Source organism: Pelagicoccus enzymogenes (assembly GCF_014803405.1).
GTDB lineage: Bacteria > Verrucomicrobiota > Verrucomicrobiia > Opitutales > Opitutaceae > Pelagicoccus > Pelagicoccus enzymogenes.
In genome coordinates, this window is record NZ_JACYFG010000036.1 from 125,292 (window position 1) to 140,981 (window position 15,690).

A 15,690-nucleotide genomic window follows, 5' to 3' on the forward strand; every position below is an offset into this window, starting at 1 on the left:
TACCTCTCTCTGCCCTACTCCAGACCTAGTCTACACGCGTGATACGAAGCGCCTGGTAAGGTTTGCCACTGAGCGTTATCTTCCGCCCCTTGGTATCGTAGTGGTAATACCCGTCCTTTTCGCCAATCTCGAAGATACCTTTCACTGGTGTGATCGACATATTCCACGCATCGATAATCTCGACCTTGAATCGGGTCCCCGCCTCTAGCCCCTTGTAAAGCTTGAACTCCCACTCCTCCGGCGTTTCACGGCCAAAGTACTGCAGGTAATACTCCCCTGCTACCCCCGTCATGCCAGGGTTCATCCAACTGTCGATCAGATTGAGCCCGGCCTTGGGACCGTCCTCTACAATCTCTCGCAGAAAAGCGATGCGCGGCACGCTATCACCGAGGATCTTACCCCCGAACGAAGTCCATGTGTCTTCGTCCAGAGTATTGAAATAATCGCCGTGACCTACATAGGTTCCAGCCATCATGGCTGCCCAGAATCGATGGGTCATGCCCTTGCCATCTAGGTCCGCCCAGCGGAACTTAGCATCTCCCTCGTACTTGATCTCGTCGAAAACGACCGGCTTGCGAAAGGCGTCCCGGTAGATCTTGGCGCTAGCAGGTGACTCGCAGGCATGGCCGTCTTGCACGCTCACATGCGTTACCCAGTCTTGGCGATGGTCGAAGAGCAAATGTCCGTTGTGAATCGAACGAAGGTGATTGAACGGATCGCATTGCATCACAAGACGCCCGATGCGCTCCCAGTCCGCTTCGGTCTTTGTCTTAAGAAAATCGTATTCGTTAGCCAATGACCACCAAACATTTCGGTAGGCGCCGAAGCGGGCTACCACATAGCGAACGAAACGTTCATCTCCCTCTGCATCAAGGCTCTCGAATCCAAATTTTCCATACGGGTTGAAGAGGATAATGTCCGCTTCGATTCCCAAATCTCGCAATTGCTCGATTCGCTTCTCGTAGTGGCGGAAAAATTCAGGATTGAAACGCGTGAAGTCCCAATCGTGAGGAGGCGTCCCAACATAAGGCCAACGCGGCGGAGCATATTCGTTGCGGTAGGGCGTGGGCTGTTGTGTGAGAAGCATTCGGGCTTTATTGAACGGCGATTCCGCAAGCGTGCGCAGCGTCTCTTCCTGGAGCGATTCTGGAGCGTCTATCCAGTTGTAGATGGTCGTGCCGAACTGCTTGTAAGGCGTACCGTCAGCATAGGCGAAGTGATAGGTCTCGTAGACGCCCACCGGACCGTGGTTGCCTTCGCTCGGCTCCGTTACCGTAAATGTTCCGGATTGTTTGGTTAGGCTCCAGTCATTGCTTTGTGTCGTATAACGCCACTCACCTACAGCTTCCGGCATGAAACGGATACGGTAAATGCCTTCACCGTCATAAAACCCGGATACAGTCTTGCTTGTATAGCCATTCGTGAAAGTCGCTTCGAGTTCGACATCCAAAAACGGATTCCCATCGCTCGGGCCATCGAGCTCGATCTCGTAAAGGCCCCATTTTTCGACGGTTTCCGCCAATAGAGCAGCCGAGGAACTGAGAGAAAGGGCAAGCAAGCACGCCCGCAAAAACACGTTCATTTGTTTCATAAGAATTGTAATTTAAAGGGGTAAACTGATGGCGATTTAAATGGGACGCAGCCAGAACAGCTCGTGTTCTGAAATCAGCTTCATAAGGGTTTTGCTGTCGGCCCTGAAACGCCCCTCTGAGCGCGTCGAACCGGATTTCGCATCGACTGAGTAAAACTCGTATTCGAAATTTGTATGCAAAAGAGACTGGTCGAACGTACGCCCCTTCCCGCATCGCGCTACTAGGTCTCCTGCGTCGCTCCGCATCGTCCAAGCTACGTTCGCTTTTCCAGGCAAAGGACGAGCCTTGCCAAGGACTTCATGCAGGGCTGAATCGATCTCTCGCGGCAGCGGAGCAAACGACCCGCCAGCGAGCGCGTAGGCCCACGGGTCCTTGATCTCTAGAGTGGTGATAACGGCCTTCTCCGGATAACGCTCTCGGTATTCGGATACCATTCGGGCAAGAGAATCTCCGCTCGGACGCCCTCCCTTCCACTTGCGCACTTCTTGTCGGGGAGCCAAGCTCGCGCCCCCGTCGGGCGCGAAAACGTCGCTGTCCGTATACCACCAGTATTGAAAATCAACTACGTCCACTATCGCTGCGCGTGTCCGATCTTCCAAGATCGCATCCTGCACATCCTTAGGGCAACTCAAGCCAATCACGGGGTCCTTGCCGGTTTCCTCCATCCATTCCGCGACCACGTCGAGCCAGAACTCCATAAAGTGGAGCGGTCCAGTGTATTCCGCGCCTATGACATGGATCACGTTTCGCTGATCCGACAGATTATCGAGGCACTTGCGAATGTAGGCGCGGTTCACTTCTCGGCGAACCGGATGCTCGATGTCGTAAAACTCGTCCGCCATCTGGATCGTATCCCCCTTGAAAGGAGGCGGCTCGGTAAACTCCGTTTGCTGGAGGGCGTTCACTGGCCTCCAAGGATTGTCCACCCAATGCGCCCCCGACTCGATGATGTTGTGCTGGAAGAACATTTCGTTAACCAGAACCAGTCCTCTCCGTTCCGCGAGCTCCGCAAAGTCATCTAGCCTCTGAAAATACCAGGGATTGTATTCGAAAAGATCAAACTTGCTCAAACCATCCCAGGCCTTTCCCACACCACTCCTGGCGAAAGGCTGCTCGTAGAAAGGAGCCCAAACCTCTGAAGAGCTCCGCCTCGACATTTGGTGGTCATCCCGCCGGCGATCATACCAAAGCCCGTAATGGTGACGGAGCGCTACCTGCCCCTTTTCCAGCATGGAATTCGTAACCGCGTGCAGGTCATCGGTCAGCCCCGATCCGGAGCGCCCGGGAGTGAATCGCGTAATGCTGTATCCAAATTGGTCGGCACGGGTGGGCAGCAAGCGACCACGCCACCAAGTGATGCCTGCGTCGCTTCCAATCATCGGCAGTCCATCCACCTGAAGCTGACCATGCACCACTTGCATGGACTTTTTCTCGTACAGCTCCGCCCGAGGCAGCTCAGGCACCACCTGCTCCAACTCAGGGACGGCCATGCGGTTGGCGATCATCAAGCGCGGTCCCAACGCTTGGATTGCTCCCTCACCGACTCGCTCCTGCAATTGGGCGCGGTACAGACTATCTGGGTCCGCAAACTCGCTGGTTTGTATCCAGGTCCCGTCTCCTCTGAAGAGGGCCCAAACCCCAATCGCCCAATTGTTGGCCGTCGGCGGACGGCGCGTTATGATTTCGCCAGCGGAAGACTGGTATATAACGCTGTTGGCTGCGGCCCATCCTACGCCTTGATTGTAGATCTCACGGTTGTCGAGCGCCAGTATTCCGCCATCGACATGCACATTGTCGAAAAGGATTCCCGAGGCCCAGTGACCGATCGAGCCGCTCGTCCCTCGACTCATGCGCGTGGTACAATCCAGAAAAACGTTTGGCCCGGTCGCTAGATGCCCAACCGTAAAGTCCTCGATCGCGTCCTCCGAATAACAACGTAAAAAGAGCGTCTGCTGTCCATACGTATTGAAACTTTGGCGACGGTGCCCTCCTATCTCCGAAACCGGCGCGAGGAACGAACAATCCTGCACCGTAACGCGTCGGCAATCCTCCCCGACTCGCACCGCCGAAAGGGCGAAATGGGTCGCTGTCACGTTGTTCACCCAAGAGTCAACAACTCCATTGAGCGAAACCGCAACCCAGCTGTGGTTCTCGTCCTTCGAATTCCCCAAGTCGTATTCGCTGACGCAGGACAAATCCTCAACCCCGATTTGAGATAGGGCGGAGCTCGCCACGATTTTCTGGGCATAAGATTCCCCATAACGGGCATCGAGGGCGGTCGTTACTGGGGCGTCCAACAGAATTCGGTCCCCTGAAATCCCTAGCACTACGCGGTCCCATCGCAAAACCACCGTTTCGCCGCGCCAATTGAAAGGCGTCCGCGCCGGAGCGATATCCATCCCGAGGTCCGTTGCCCAGAGCTTGCTGCCAGGACGCGTGATACGAATCGAGTCTCCCGCTGAAAGTCCTTCAACGGAGGATAAAGCAAGCTCGCGAGCGCCCACGGGTAAATAGCCTTCCAAAACCGAACGCCGTTCCGCTTCGAGCTCAGGACTAGCGGAGCTTCCCACGGAGATCAAATCGCGGCGCCCTTCTCCCGCCGCTATCAAAACCGTTTCATTTCCCTCGCCTGCAAAACCTCGCAAGGAGACGCCGCTAGCCCGAATCTTCAGTTGCCCCGCTACAATGAACTCGCCTGGAGCCAATTCGACCGCGCCGCGAATTCCGCGACTATCAAGCGGCAAGGACGAAACCCAGTCGATGGCAGCCTGTATCCTGCGCGTATCGTCAGCCCCCGACGGAACCACGCGTACCTTGGCATCGACTCGCGGCAGCGAAACGCCACCTCCTCGATAGCCAGCGCTGGAAAAGTCGGGCACGACATTTCCCCGCGCGTCAGCATCGTAGACCAAGCGGCCCGCCTCATCCACACGGAAAACCGGCTTGAGCTGTTCCGCCTGGCACGCGGCGAACGTTGCCAGAGCAAGGAGCAGATAGGTAGCGATTTTTCGGATACGCCTCATTTAGAGGGTTCCCTCCAATCTTCCTAGCTCCCTGCTTTGGGAAACAACCGCCCCGTCAACCATCAAGGTAAGTCCTGCTCCCTTGCCGTAGTGCTGCCCCGTCTTATCCCAGATCACGGTCAGCATATGGCCACGGTAAGGAACGCCATCGAGGCAAAACCAATCCCAAACGCTTTCCGGAAGCAAGGGGTCGATCACCACGCGATTTGAATCCTGAGGACGGATACCAATCAAGTTGGCGATCAAGAGATCTGCATAGGTGGAATGGTGATAGAACTTGCTGCGCGGGTTGTCCCCCTTGAGCCATTCCCCCGTTTGCTCGTCCTGATACTCGCCGATGTAAGGAAGTCCGTTTTTGCGTTGAGCCCGCGTGTAGCTGAGGAAAGCGTCATAAAAGTCTTCCTTGGACACGACCTCTTGCTCGTAGTTACGAATCACATTGCCCATGGCAACGAGCGTCTGCGAGGTCGCGTAAGGCCAAATCGCCCCATCCCACTCGCAGTAGCCAGTGCCATGCGAACGAAATTCAGGATGGCGTTGCTCCGCAGTGGTCAGGCCGTATGGGGCAGAAAAGCCTTCAGGGTCGAGCACCTGCTTCCAAGCTTCCTCGTATCCGTTCCCTTTCGTCGGCAGATTGAAATACCACGGAATGAAGCCGATCGCTTCCCTCACGTTCGCGAAGCCGCCGGTTTCCTTCACCGACTCGAAGAACGTCAGCTCCTCGCTCCACAGCGTATCCAGCACTCGCTTACGCTGGGCCTCCGCTTCGGCATGGTAGGCGTCGGCCTTCTCATGCTTGCCCACTAGAGCGGCCATGTTCGAGAGGGCCACCGCGTTGCCGAACATGTAGCTGTTGATGGTCGGCCGCACGTTCTTCTCGTGCCGCCCGCCCGAGATCGACTCCTCCATGGCGTCCCACACGTCCGCCTGCCAGTAAAGCCCGCTCTCCAGCTGCTTCTCTTCCTGCCAAAGCTTGTAGTCCGCCTCGAAGCGGTCGAAGCGATCGGCGATGAACGCCTTGTCGCCGGTAACGAGGTATCGCTGCCAAAGAGCGTCGTAGAGCCAGCTGCTGTAACGATGGAAATGTCCTTGGGGCCCACCGTCCTTGCCTACCATCCAGTAGTCGAGGTAGGAGTCGTCCTTGCTCTGGTCGACCAGCCAACGCGTCTCCATGAAATGGTGACCCAGGGCGCTCGCGATGGTCCGCTCCGGCGGAATGAACCACGCCTTCGTATCGAGCTCGATGAACTCCGTGTACACGTAGTAGTCGCCCACCTGCTTCAAATGCTTCCGCAGGGCCCACCAACGAAAGTAGTAGATCTCCCGCAAGTCCTCGTCCGGACAGTCGAGGAAAGGCACCTGATCCGCCATCCAGTCCCAGGACGCGGCGTTCGGCACGAGGTTCACCACCGCCTCGTCGTCCCACTCGTTAAAGCTCTCGACGATGCCGCGGTAGTCGCCCTCGTCCAAGACCGCCAAGCGAGACTTTTGCTTGTCGCCACTGAAAAGAGTCGGAGCGACAAACGCAGCGGCTAGCGGCAAAGCGAGTAACAAGGACTTGAGCGGGAAACGGCGAATCGCTTCGCCAGCGCTCGATTCAGGATTCTTAGGGTTTCGGGGGTCCATAGACAAAAATGGGGGTAAATTCGGGCGGCAAGCCGCAGGGCTGCCTTTTAATAGGTTTTGATCTTCAGCAAGATATGCGTTGGTTCAGCCACTATTGCACGCATCTCAGACTCTGACAATCAGGCGGCTCCCGGAGCGGGTGAACGAGGGCTTGCAAAGCCGTTTCTCCCATCCAAGCAAATTGCCTCCTTTTGCACGATCGTTGATTGACACGTACAGAACAGTGGTTTTATTTCATCTCATATTTCAAATGAAATAACCGGCAGTCATGCGGGCACCTGTCAATATTTTTCACTTCCCGAATCACACTTCCTCACCTAAACAGCTACCTCAATCGATCCTTCCTCCCAAAACATGACCACCCGAAAGAAAAGCAGCCGAGCCACTATCGCCGACGTGGCCCGCAAGGCCGAGGTCGCCATTGGCACCGTCTCGCGCGTCTTCAACAACCACCCGGACGTCAACGAAGACATCCGCAACCGCGTTAACGACGCGGTGAACGAGCTCGGGTACGTACGGCTGCGCAACCGCAAGCGCCCCCGCGAATCCAACGACCGTCGGGTCGGAAACATCGGTCTGGTATTCTTCGGCATGGAGGACACCCTCGTACAGCTTCCGATCGTGAGCTCCGCAGTGCACGGCATCGAACGCTCGCTCGCCTCCCAAGGCTACAACCTCATGCTCGCCAACATACCCAATGGCGACCGCACCCCACACTTCATCTCCGATCAACACATCGAAGGCCTCATCCTCAAAGGCCCCAACCAAGGAGTGCTTCCCTCGGAAGCGAAGCGCAGCTTGCTCAGCCGCTTCTACTCCATCCCCTACGTCTGGCTCATGGGCCGCTTGCCCAACGCGGTCGGCGACCACTGCAACTACGACACCGAGGAGGCCGGCCGCCTCGTAGCCGAGCACCTCAACGAAAAAGGGCACCGCAGGACCGCCTTCCTCAACCCCAAGCCCGGGCAAATTCAGTTCGAGCGAATGAAGGCCTCCTTCAGCCAACACTCCGCTCGCCTCGGACACGAGACAAGTACCCTCGAAGTGGACCCGCCTTCCTCCATCGAATGGCCGCTTCCTTCCATCACCCTGCAAAACAACGTCGACGTGCTGGTGGAACGCTGGATGCAGCTCCCCAAGGCCAAGCGCCCGACCGCCCTCTTCGTCCCCTCCGACCGCACCGCCGTCCAGGCCTACGCGGCGTTCGCCCAACGCAACCTCAAGGTGGGCGAGGACGTCAGCATCATTTCCTGCAACAACGAAAAGCCGCTTTTGGCCAACATGAACCCCACGCTCACCACCATCGACGTGCACGCCGAAGTCATCGGCCAAAGAGCCGTGGACCAGCTCATCTGGCGCATCTCCAACCCCAACCAAAAGTGCCACTTCCAGAACCTGGTGGAGCCCACCCTCGTTCCCGGCAACTCCGTTAAGCAACTGTAAGCAGCTGCTCTCCAACTACTTTCGCCTCCAAAGCGCCTCCCTCGCGGTGGCGCTTTTTTGGGCCTCGCCCCAAGGCGAAGCGCTGCCACCACGCCCCAACACCAGCTCGCCCCAGCCCTGAGCCCACAACGACAAGCACCCTTTTTCGAAAAAAATCCACCCGCTGATTGAGCGATAATCGAGATGAAACAATTCTTGTTATATCATCGTTTTTCATGAAAATAGCCTTGATCTTTTCATCACTGAAAGGTTTCACATTTTCCATGAGCCGTGCGATGGCTGGCTCATGGCACCCCAAACCCTAGCTTTCTTGAGTGTACTAGACTATGCAGTTATTGGCATCTACATGCTGGCGATCGCTTTGATCGGACTAGCCGCTAGCTCGCGTCCCAAAACTGCCGCCGACTACTTCGTAGCCAACCGCTCCATGCCCGCATGGGCCGTCGCGATGACCTTGATGGCGACCATCATCGGAAGCGGCACCATCGTCGGACTCCCGGGGTCGACCTACCAAAAGGGCATGATCCTGCTGCTCGGCAACTTGACCTTGCCGCTCGTGCTCATCGTCGTAGCCAAATTCATCGTCCCCTTCTACCGCAACGTCGTGGGGATGAGCGCCTACGAGTTCATCGGCAAGCGATTCGGATTGGGCGGCAAGTTCTACGCTTCCTTCGGATTTTTGGCCGATCGCACCTTCGACCTCGGCGTCACCCTCGTCACGACCGCGGTCGCCGTGCACGTGATGACGGGCTGGGACCTTTCGGACGTCATTCTCGGTATCGCCCTCTTCACCGTTCTCTATACCATGGTTGGCGGCATGGAAGCCGTGGTCTGGACCAGCGTCGCCCAAGGAGCCATCTTCATCGGCGCGGCCATCCTGATCACCTTCCGCCTGGTCTTCGCCTCGGAAGTCGGCGCCCCCGGAGCCGTCATCGCCAAAGCCTGGGAAGGGGGCCGATTCAGCCTCGGCGACTTCAGCCTCGACTGGAAATCCCTTACCGATCCCGCCGTCACCACCCAGTGGCTCTTCATACTTGCCTACACCATCAACTGGGGTCGTCGCTACGTTGCCGACCAGCACATGGTACAGCGTTACTTGATCGCCAAAACGGACCGGGAAGCCAGCCGCGGTGCGCTCTGGAACGCCCTACTCTGCGTCCCCGTTTGGACCGTCTTCATGTTCATCGGCGCCTGCCTTTGGGGCTACTACCAACTCAGCGGCGAGGCCGGTCCAGCCACAGCTGACGACGTGGTGCCACACTTCATCCTCGGGCACATGCCAGCCGGCATCGTCGGGCTCATCCTAGCTGCCATTCTGGCGGCCTCGATGTCCTCCATCAGCGCCGACCTCAACAGTATCTCCACCGTCGCCACCAACGACTACCTGCTCTACTGGAAGCCCAAGTTGAGCGAGAAAGCGCGCCTCATGAGCGGACGCTTTTTCGTGGCCCTCGCGGGAGCGTTCGCTGCCGGAACCGCCATGCTCCTCATCCCCGAGCAAGGCATGGCTTCCATCATGGAGCGAGCTGTCACCATCGCCGCAATCCTGTCCGGCGGCACCCTTGGCTTCTTCCTGCTCGGCTTCCTGACCCGCCGGGCCACTCGCCGTGGCTGCTACACCGGCATCGCTGCCTGCCTCGTTTTCACCGCATGGGGAGTGCTCACTTCCGGCGGCGACGCCCGCATCCTGGATCTCGGCTACAACTTTAGCTGGCACCCGATCTACTTCGGTATCGGTGGCCATTTCATCCTCTTCGGCGTTGGCTACCTGAGCAGCTTGGCTCTCGGCGGATACCGACCGGAAAACGTGGAGGAACTCACCTTTAGAAGGAAACAGAACCGTGCCTAACTCACTCGAAGCGAACTGCCGCAGCAAACTGCGTCCCCTTACGCTGCTTCAACCCGCCAAAATCTCATTTGGCGCTGGAGCGAGCCTGCAGGCGGTCGATTTCCTGAAAGAGAGAAACATCGCCTCCGTGGCTCTCTTCGTATCCAGGTCCACCTGCAGCCTCGCCGCCGGACTTCTCGACGCGCTGCAAGCGGCCAAGATCGAAACCCACGTTTCGCAGGCCCAGCCAGCGGAGCCCACCTTGCAAGACGCCGAAAGCGCCCGAGCTTGGCTTCGTTCCACCGCCGCTCAGGCAGCCATCGGCTTCGGCGGAGGAAGCGTCATCGACATCGCGAAAATCGCCGCCGCCACCGTTCGCCAAGCAGCGTCCCTTTCGACTTTCGTCGGCAACGGACTCCTGCCGTCCCGTCCCATTCCGCTGCTGGCCATTCCCACCACCTCGGGAGCAGGCAGCGAAGTTTCGCCGAACGCCATCTTCCTCGACGTAGAGGCGCAGCTGAAAAAAGGCATCATCAGCCCTTGGCTCGTGCCGGACGCCGCCTTTGTCGATCCGGAACTGACCTACTCGCTTCCCAGCGGGACTACGGCCAGCACCGCCCTAGACGCCCTCTCCCACTGCATCGAAGCCTACGCCAACCGCAACGCCCATCCCCTGGTAGACGTCTACGCCCTCAAAGGCGTCGAGTTCATCTTCCAAAACCTGAAAGCCGCCATCGAAGACGGCCGCAATACGGAAGCACGGTCAGCCCTCGCCCTCGGAAGCCTTTACGGGGGCCTCTGCCTAGGGCCTGTGAATACCGCAGCAATCCACGCGCTCTCCTATCCGCTGGGCAGCGAATTCCAGGTGCCGCATGGGCTGGCAAACGCCATGTTGATGCCGCACGTCCTCAGTTTCAACGCGGTGACCGCCCCTCAACGCTACGCCGAAATCGCCCTCCATCTCGGTATCGCCAGCTCCACGGACGACGTTACCGAGCAAGCAAAGCGCTTTATCCAATCCCTCACCCAGCTCTGCGCCGACTGCTCTATCCCCAGCAGCTTGTCGGACTTCAGGGTCAGCCAAGACGACATTCCTCGGATGGCCGCCGCTGCCCTCACCATCCAACGACTCCTTGTCAACAATCTAAGAGACCTGACGCAAACGGACGCTGAAGCAATCTACCGAAACGCATTCTAATGAGCCAGCCAAACAAACACAGAGGCACGATCGTTCCCATGGTCACGCCGTTCACCAAGGAACTAAGCCTGGACGAGACAGCCGCCGAGCGAATGGTCGACCGCCTCGCCTCCCACGGCATCGGAGCGTTCGTCATGGGCACCACCGGAGAAGCCGCTTCGATCCCGTCCTCCCTGCGTAACCGCTTCGTGGAAATCGCAGTCAAGGCTGCCGCAGGACGCGTTCCCGTGTATGCAGGGATTGGAGACAATTGCGTTTTGAATTCCATCGACGCCGCGAACGCTTACCTGACCATCGGCGTCGATGCCGTGGTTGCCCACTTGCCGAGCTACTACACCCTCACCGCTGGGGAAATGGTCCAGTACTTCCAGCTCTTGTCCGATCAAATCAACGGCGCGATCGTACCTTACAACATCCCGCCCGCAACCCACATGTCCATTCCCATCGAAGTGGTTAAAACCATTTCCGACTGGGACAACGTAGTCGGCTTCAAGGACTCTGAAAACCTACCTGGACGCCTGGAGGCCATCGCCACCCTCGGGAATCGGGACGACTTCTCTATTTTCATGGGAGTCGCTCGCAACTCGCTCGAAGCCATGCGCCACGGGTACGACGGACTCGTACCCAGCTCCGGCAACCTCGCGCCCCACCTCTGGCAAACCTTCGAAAAGCAGGTCGAGGAAAACGATTGGGACGCTGCCCAGGAGACTCAGCAGCAAGCCAACGAGCTGGCCCAGATCTTCCAAAAGGACCGCACGCTCGGACAGTCCCTGGCAACTCTCAAAGCCTGCATGGCGGCTCTAGGACTTTGCCAGCACTACATGCTGCCTCCCCTAGAAACGCGGCCTTCCAGCGAAATCGAATCCTTCAAGCCACTGCTGGAAGCATTCGAGGAACTGCCCACCGGCAGCTCCAAAAAACAAGACTAGCAGGACATCATGATAGTTGTGGCAGACGATTTCACGGGCGCTGCCGAAATCGCGGCCGCATCCTTCCAACATGGATTCAGCAGCGCCGTGCTCCGGACTCCGATCCCCGAGTACACCATCGTGCGCCATACGGTTCTGGATACAGACTCCCGGCTCCTGCAAGCCGCCGACGCCCAGTCCGCCATCGAGCGAACCTTGGATTTTATAGAAAAGCAGCCCCCGCAAAGATACTTCAAAAAGGTCGATTCCGTACTGAGAGGCAATGTCGCCACCGAGCTCGCGACGCTCGCCAAAGCCCTCAACAAGCCCCGCGTCATCCTCCATCCCGCCAATCCATCCGCAGGACGCGCCATCAAGGACCGAACCTACCTCGTCAACGGCACGCCCCTATCCAAAACCGAATTCGCCAAAGACCCGACGCATCCCGCCACGAGCGACGACCCCTTGCAGCTCATCGGGATCGTATCTGATTTTCCCCTACACTACTGCACACTCGCAGACGAACTTCCCGCAGCGGGCATCGTTGTTTGCGAATCTGCCTCAGCCTCCGACGTCAAAGCTTGGAGCCGCAAGCTAGAAGCAACCGACCTTCCCGCGGGCGGCCGAGACTTCTACGAGTGCATTATCGAGGACGAGAAGCCAAAAGTCTCAAATATCGCCCACAATCCAATTCGAGCGAAGCAAGCAAGCCTGCTCATCCACGGCACAGTCTCCCACCAGAGGGAGGCATTCCACCACGCAGTCAAGGGACGCAAGCTCACGCGGCTCCAACTCTCCCCCGAGCGCAACGACGCTACAGCTTTAAAAAAGACCATCGAAGCGCTTTCCGAGGCACTACGAAACGAAGGCCTCGCCACCGTCGAATTCGAGCGCCTCGCGCGCCCGCCGGCCAACGCATCTCTGGAAATAGAAAGGGCCCTTGCGGAGATTCTCAAAAAACTGAAGTCGCGGCGCCCCCACTTCTCCAACCGGCTCCATCTCATCGTCGAAGGAGGAGCGACAGCGGCTCTCGTGCTGCAACAACTCGATATCAACGAGCTGCAAGTCGAACATGTATGGGCCGGAGGAGTCGTCTCCCTCTCTACGCCCAGCTTCGAAAAACTGACCATCACGAGCAAACCGGGCAGCTACCCTTGGCCCGCCGCGCTCGTACAAAAGCTATCCCTCGAAAACTGAGGCCAAACACGCATCCATTTTATGAATACCTTAGACAAGCCAATCCTCGCCATCACTATGGGTGACGCAGCGGGCACTGGAGCCGAAATCATTTCCAAAGCCTTCGTCGAAGAAAAACTTGCCGCGCGATGCCGTCCCCTTGTCATCGGCGACCTGCAAGTCATGCAGCAAGCCCTCGGCTTTACCGATTCCCCGCTTAAGCTACGCGGGGTCCAGTCGGTTTCGGAAGCCAAATTCGAGGAAGGAACTCTCGACGTGCTCGATCTCGACAACATCGACCTCACTAAGCTTCGTCTCGGCGCCGTAGACGCCATGTGCGGGCAAGCCGCCTACGAATACGTCAAGAAAGCCACCGAGCTCAACCTGAGCGGCGAAGTGGACGGCATCGTCACCAGCGCACTCAACAAGGAAGCGATGAACAAGGCGGGACACCATTACGACGGTCACACCGGACTGCTCGCCGAACTCTGCGAGCGCCCCGGCGCCACCATGATGCTGGCAGCGGAAAAGTTACGCGTCAGCCACGTGTCCACCCACGTGCCTCTCGTCGAAGCCATCCGTCGCGTCCGCCCAGAACGCATCCTCAAGGTGATCGAACTCACCGACGAAGCGATCCGCCGGCTCGGAGTCGAGAAGCCGCACATCGCTGTCGCTGGCCTCAACCCGCACGCCGGCGAAAACGGCCTCTTCGGCGACGAGGAAATCACCTACATCACGCCGGCCATCGAGGAAGCCAATCGACGCGGATTCCATGTGTCTGGCCCCTACCCGGGCGATACCGTTTTCTTCCGAGCCAACCAAGGGGAATTCGACGCCACAGTTGCCATGTTCCACGATCAAGGGCACGTTGCCGCCAAGATGCTCGGAATTTGGAAAGGCGTAAACGTCACCCTCGGGCTCCCCATCATCAGAACATCCGTCGAACACGGAACGAACTTCGACATGGCGGGCACAGGAAAGTCCGACCCGCGCAGCCTTATCGAGGCCGTCAAACTCGCTTCCCAACTCGCCGCAAACCCCGTCACCAGCTCCCTCTCGTGAGACATACACTTAGAATTTCCCTAACCGCACTTGCAGCGACGTCCCTGCTTAGCGCCACAGCTTGCGCTCAGGTCTACAGCACCGATCCGGAGCCACCCATCATCTACGATGGTGAAATCTCGGTCAGCACCAACGCCGACGGCGGCCTCCGCCCGGCCGTCGGGACACACAACATCCAAGTCTATCGCGCCAACCGTTCCGAGCCGGAGCACCTCGACGGACTTGACCATACCTACCTGCACGCTCCCATGCTCGCCTACTGGCGCGGCAAGTTCCATCTCGACTACCTCAGCGCTCCCGTAAACGAGCACGACAGCCCGACCCCCACCTCCTATACCAGCTCGGTCGACGGCATCCATTGGGACGCGCCCACCACCCTATTCCCCGCATACGAGCTGCCCGACGGCTCTCGCCCCCTCACCCACCAACGTACCAGCTTCTTCATCGCGCCCAACGACCGCTTGCTCGCCACGGCGTTCTACGGACTGTATCCACGACCTAACGACGGATCCGGCATTGGCCGCGCCGTACGTGAGGTAAAAGCCGACGGCAGCTTCGGTCCCCTCTATTTCCTTCGGTACAATTCGCAGGAAGGCTGGGATCCGGCCAACGCAGCAGCCTTCCCGTTCTACACCGAAAGCCCTGACAAAGGTTTTGTCGCCGCTTGCGAAGCCTTGCTCGCCGACAAGCTACAAACCGCCCAGTGGTGGGAAGAAGACCGCTCGGAGGACGGCTTCTACCGAGAAAAGGGAAAAGCCCTCTCCTACTACCACCTGCCCGACGGAAAGGTGGTCGGAATCTGGAAAAACGCCGTAACCATGACTACCGATGACGAAGGGGAATCATGGATACGTACTGGCTTCGCCAAAAACATTCCCATCAATTCTTCCAAATACTGGGCTGAAAAAACAAAAGACAGCAATTACGCCCTCGTATTCAATCCCACCACCCGACTTCGCCACCCCTTGGCAATTGCTACCAGCGAAGACGGAAAAACGTACCGCAACCTGCTCTCGGTACACGGAGAGCTACCGGACCAGCGCTTCCCCGGTCTTTACAAAAACATGGGACCGCAATACGTGCGCGGCATCCTTGAAGGAAACGGAAACCCGCCCGGTGACGACCTCTGGCTCACCTACAGCGTCAACAAAGAGGACATCTGGGTAAGTCGCGTCCCCGTTCCCGTAAGCCATAGCACAGCAGGGAGTTTCTTCGACGACTTTGAAGATTCGTCCGAAAACGGTCTTCCTTCTTTCTGGAACGTCTACCGCCCTCTCTGGGCGCCAACCCAAATTGTGGATACGAATTCGAAGCAGGGGCGCGCCTTGCGTCTCAGCGACGAGGACCCTTGCGACTACGCCAGCGTAACGCGCATTTTCGAAGAAGGCCGTTCCACCATGATCCGCTTCAAATTGCGACCTGAGCAAACGGACGGGCGTCTCGAAATCGACGTTGCCAATGCGGAAGGCCTACGCCCCGTGCAAATCGCTTTCACCGAAAACGGAACCGTCGAAGCCCGCCACGAAGGTATTTGGAAGCCAGCAGGCACCTATGAAGCCGGCAAATGGATCGACATCGAAATCGACGTCAATCCGGACAACAACACCGAACGCTTCCAGTTCCGCATCAACGGCGAGGAAGTCCTCTACCGTATCGCCTACTTTTCCGACCTCGCCCGCACCGCAGAACGCCTCACCTTCCGTACCGGCGAATACCGTCGCCGCGGCAGCGGTGGCCACGAAATCCCAGGCGCCGACTTGAAGGTCAAGAAATCCACCTTCCTCATCGACGACGTCTCCATCGAACCTCGCAAGTAGGAGCGACTTTGGTCGCG

The 15,690-nt window shown here is 58.1% G+C and carries 11 protein-coding genes; 7 read left to right on the plus strand and 4 right to left on the minus strand.

Translation table 11 applies throughout. The features are described 5' to 3' along the window. Positions 1 to 25: 25 nt before the first annotated feature. Genes IEN85_RS12905 through IEN85_RS12915 form a run of 3 tightly spaced genes read right to left on the minus strand, consistent with a single transcriptional unit; the run spans position 26 to position 6,241 of the window. Entirely contained in the window at positions 26 to 1,591 is a 1,566-nt protein-coding gene (locus tag IEN85_RS12905; protein ID WP_191617495.1) for a DUF5060 domain-containing protein, read from the minus strand. Positions 1,592 to 1,627: 36 nt separating this feature from the next. Next, complete coding sequence (locus IEN85_RS12910; protein ID WP_191617496.1) at positions 1,628 to 4,615, minus strand: DUF6298 domain-containing protein; 2,988 nt, start codon at positions 4,613 to 4,615, stop codon at positions 1,628 to 1,630. Then, entirely contained in the window at positions 4,616 to 6,241 is a 1,626-nt protein-coding gene (locus IEN85_RS12915) for an MGH1-like glycoside hydrolase domain-containing protein (protein WP_224772617.1), read from the minus strand. A 354-nt stretch (positions 6,242 to 6,595) separates the two neighbouring features. On the opposite strand from IEN85_RS12915, the gene IEN85_RS12920 reads away from it, so the two are divergent. After that, positions 6,596 to 7,684 (plus strand): LacI family DNA-binding transcriptional regulator, encoded by a 1,089-nt coding sequence (locus tag IEN85_RS12920; RefSeq protein ID WP_191617497.1) that lies wholly within the window; start codon positions 6,596 to 6,598, stop codon positions 7,682 to 7,684. Here the strand turns inward: IEN85_RS12920 and IEN85_RS12925 are convergent. Then, entirely contained in the window at positions 7,671 to 7,949 is a 279-nt protein-coding gene (locus tag IEN85_RS12925) for a hypothetical protein (RefSeq protein ID WP_191617498.1), read from the minus strand. The genes IEN85_RS12920 and IEN85_RS12925 overlap by 14 nt on opposite strands. A gap of 45 nt (positions 7,950 to 7,994) precedes the next feature. On the opposite strand from IEN85_RS12925, the gene IEN85_RS12930 reads away from it, so the two are divergent. Genes IEN85_RS12930 through IEN85_RS12955 form a run of 6 tightly spaced genes read left to right on the plus strand, consistent with a single transcriptional unit; the run spans position 7,995 to position 15,673 of the window. Continuing rightward, positions 7,995 to 9,533 (plus strand): sodium:solute symporter family transporter, encoded by a 1,539-nt coding sequence (locus IEN85_RS12930; RefSeq protein WP_191617499.1) that lies wholly within the window; start codon positions 7,995 to 7,997, stop codon positions 9,531 to 9,533. Beyond that, complete coding sequence (locus IEN85_RS12935; protein ID WP_191617500.1) at positions 9,526 to 10,710, plus strand: iron-containing alcohol dehydrogenase; 1,185 nt, start codon at positions 9,526 to 9,528, stop codon at positions 10,708 to 10,710. Before IEN85_RS12930 ends, IEN85_RS12935 begins: the two co-directional genes overlap by 8 nt. Further along, entirely contained in the window at positions 10,710 to 11,639 is a 930-nt protein-coding gene (locus IEN85_RS12940) for a dihydrodipicolinate synthase family protein (protein WP_191617501.1), read from the plus strand. The genes IEN85_RS12935 and IEN85_RS12940 overlap by 1 nt, the downstream gene beginning before the upstream one ends. Before the next feature lie 9 nt (positions 11,640 to 11,648). After that, the gene (locus tag IEN85_RS12945; protein WP_191617502.1) at positions 11,649 to 12,815 is read left to right on the plus strand and encodes a four-carbon acid sugar kinase family protein; all 1,167 of its coding nucleotides are present in this window, start codon (positions 11,649 to 11,651) and stop codon (positions 12,813 to 12,815) included. A 21-nt stretch (positions 12,816 to 12,836) separates the two neighbouring features. Next, positions 12,837 to 13,856 (plus strand): 4-hydroxythreonine-4-phosphate dehydrogenase PdxA, encoded by a 1,020-nt coding sequence (gene pdxA, locus IEN85_RS12950; protein ID WP_191617503.1) that lies wholly within the window; start codon positions 12,837 to 12,839, stop codon positions 13,854 to 13,856. Then, positions 13,853 to 15,673, plus strand: coding sequence for a hypothetical protein (locus IEN85_RS12955; RefSeq protein ID WP_191617504.1), 1,821 nt, complete (start codon positions 13,853 to 13,855; stop codon positions 15,671 to 15,673). Before pdxA ends, IEN85_RS12955 begins: the two co-directional genes overlap by 4 nt. Positions 15,674 to 15,690: the final 17 nt, after the last annotated feature.

What these genes read in the sequence shown, in the direction of transcription:
- IEN85_RS12905 (WP_191617495.1), bottom strand. Translation starts at nt 1,591, where the DNA reads ATGAAACAAATGAACGTGTTTTTGCGGGCGTGCTTGCTTGCCCTTTCT.
- IEN85_RS12910 (WP_191617496.1), bottom strand. Translation starts at nt 4,615, where the DNA reads ATGAGGCGTATCCGAAAAATCGCTACCTATCTGCTCCTTGCTCTGGCA.
- IEN85_RS12915 (WP_224772617.1), bottom strand. Translation starts at nt 6,241, where the DNA reads ATGGACCCCCGAAACCCTAAGAATCCTGAATCGAGCGCTGGCGAAGCG.
- IEN85_RS12920 (WP_191617497.1), top strand. Translation starts at nt 6,596, where the DNA reads ATGACCACCCGAAAGAAAAGCAGCCGAGCCACTATCGCCGACGTGGCC.
- IEN85_RS12925 (WP_191617498.1), bottom strand. Translation starts at nt 7,949, where the DNA reads ATGGAAAATGTGAAACCTTTCAGTGATGAAAAGATCAAGGCTATTTTC.
- IEN85_RS12940 (WP_191617501.1), top strand. Translation starts at nt 10,710, where the DNA reads ATGAGCCAGCCAAACAAACACAGAGGCACGATCGTTCCCATGGTCACG.
- IEN85_RS12945 (WP_191617502.1), top strand. Translation starts at nt 11,649, where the DNA reads ATGATAGTTGTGGCAGACGATTTCACGGGCGCTGCCGAAATCGCGGCC.
- pdxA (WP_191617503.1), top strand. Translation starts at nt 12,837, where the DNA reads ATGAATACCTTAGACAAGCCAATCCTCGCCATCACTATGGGTGACGCA.